Annotated in this window: 2 protein-coding genes and 1 pseudogene; 1 reads left to right on the forward strand and 2 read right to left on the reverse strand. The window is 38.5% G+C overall.

Annotated elements, in window-relative coordinates; all coding sequences use genetic code 11:
- Both BF12_RS22490 and BF12_RS0113725 read right to left on the reverse strand, forming a co-directional pair.
- On the reverse strand, positions 1-226 hold a 226-nt coding region (locus BF12_RS22490; protein WP_035160196.1), incomplete at its 3' end, for a hypothetical protein.
- Between the two features lies 1 nt (position 227).
- Positions 228-1,700: an ATP-dependent nuclease gene (locus BF12_RS0113725; protein ID WP_024952768.1), complete on the reverse strand. Its 1,473-nt coding sequence runs from the start codon at positions 1,698-1,700 to the stop codon at positions 228-230.
- 124 nt (positions 1,701-1,824) lie between these two features.
- Here BF12_RS0113725 and BF12_RS21770 point away from each other — a divergent pair.
- Positions 1,825-2,178: pseudogene (locus BF12_RS21770) on the forward strand (transposase); the annotation flags it as partial.
- Between the last annotated feature and the right edge of the window lie 145 nt (positions 2,179-2,323).

Consider the following 2,323-nt stretch of genomic DNA (forward strand, 5'->3'; position numbering starts at 1 on the left):
TTTTTTCATAACAATCAGACAACTTAGATTTTTCATAATCGTTGAAACCATGACTAGAAACTTTCTCTAACCTCCTTCTATTAAATATATAGTTAGTGACTTGTGACTTCAAAACCTCTTGGTTATCATTAATTACATCTTTTACTCGTTGATCTTTTTTACTATCCAAGATCCTAATCAAGGAACTAGAGAATGATAAGATCGGCTTTCTACAAAGAGTCAACATATCATTTCTCCTTAAAAAGGGTTGATAGAAAAACTCTAGCCTGAAGACTTAGACCTTCTGAGAATAAACTTTCGATCTCGACCTTATCATAACCTTTTACTTTTAAATTCCGCAAAACATCTCGATAATCGTGCTCGGGCTCAACAAATCCAAAAGACTTTTCCATAATTGACTGAAGACTATCACCAAAACATTCATTTGAAAGCTTATCCGAGAATATTACTCCATCCTGTTTCCTAACAACATTAACGTATTTCCTAGGAACTTGCTGCAATATTATAGGAGAGTGAGTAGCAACTATTGAAAACGACTTCTTTTTCTTTAGAACATTATCAAAACTAACCATTAGATTCCAAAGAAGTCCAGGATGCAAATGATTTTCAGGTTCATCAAAAAGTACCAAGCTATCATCTTCTAAAAAAGCAGCAAGCTGACAAATAATACTAAGTGAAATTTTCTGGCCAGAGCTCATTGAAGAGAAAACTTCTTTTAATTCTTGCAAGGAGTCACTCGCAACAAGATCCTTAACCTCTTTGAATCCTGAAGTAAAAACGAATCTATCAACTTCTTTAGCTAGATCTGTATTACTTATACTTTCGACAGCTTTTACAATGTCTCCCCAATGTTCTTCGCTAGTTTTAATTCGATAACTAACAGAACCATCCGGTTCTTTTTTAAACTCTCTTATCCCTATATATTTATAGCTTTTCTCAGATTCCCCGTATACTTCCCCGGGTAAAGTAAAATCATCAAAAGCACTATAAGATATAGTAACAACTCTACTTACTAGTGGAGGCTCAGGATGGAAGACTTTTACTCCTCTCCTACTTTTTAATATATCTTCACACAGTTTTGATAAGAGCCTTGTCTTACCACTTCCATTTTTACCTATCACTACATTAATTGTACTAGGAAGCTCTGAAGAAATATCGAACTCGAAGTCAACAGATGAATCACTACTCTTAAAGATCTCTCCACTATACGAAAATTCTATTTTCCCAGCTTTACTATTTTTTAGGTAGTATTCTCTTCCCTCTTTAAAACATTTTTTAGCTTCTGGCTCTCTTATCAAAGAATCCCAGAAGGCTTTGTGCTCTTTAATACTTTCGCTCGGAGGGAAGTATACGGCACAATCCCTTAAGCCTTTCAAAATTGCTTCGCCAATTCCATTACCAAGCCCAGATAATTTTCGATAATAATCTAGTTCTTGTCCAAGAGAATAGAATTCTTCAGTAAGCGTATAACAATCTTTTGGAACTTTGGTCGATGTGTTTTCTTTTTTACACCCGAAGCTAGATTCATCATCTAGATTTATATCTATTATCTTAATCTCACCAAGATCTATAACTTCTTCCTCCAAATAAAGCCTAGCTAGATAAGTTGTTTTATATGTATAATCATCCCACGCGGTTTTAGACAAATAAACTGATGGAATGTTTTTCTTCGCGGTACTTTCATTATCTGTGAATAACATTTAGCCTCCGAGTGGTCATCTATATTTTAAATTAATCAGAACAGAACTTTCAATCTTAGATCCCTTGGCTGCAGATTCTGAGTGCAACACCTGAGTTTCCCTGTAAGGTATTGTGCTCATGTAATACTCAGCACTTAGCATTACTGATCGTGCCACTATCCAGGTTTGTCTCTCTCGAGGCCTGAGCCTCCGAGCCATTGCTCGATGCCTGAGTGGTTCTCCCTCCACTATAAGCCGCGAAATTCGCCGAAATAGTGAGCCGAGCAACGACTACCGAGCTGAACGCGCGCAAACGTCGCGACTCAAGCGTCGGCGCTTTTTCCGGTCCAAGCGAAAGCTTTCCATCGGTAGTGAGCGGTTCAGGCTTGTCGAGTACCTTCTTCGCCACTACTTGTCTCCTGAGCAGATCGCCGGCAAGCTTCGACACATGAATTTACCCAAGCTTGAAGACGCCTACGTCTGTCGCGAGACGATTTACACCAGGGAAAACGCATGAAAGCTTTCAGACCGCGAGAATGTCAGCAAGATATGTCTCAACCAGTGCCGCTTTCTTCTGTTTCCGCCGAATTCCGCCTTTGAAAGATTTCTCTCCTTTCAGGTAATTCAGCGCAATATGCCGGACC

The organism is Cobetia crustatorum (genome assembly GCF_000591415.1).
GTDB classification, from domain to species: Bacteria; Pseudomonadota; Gammaproteobacteria; order Pseudomonadales; family Halomonadaceae; genus Cobetia; species Cobetia crustatorum.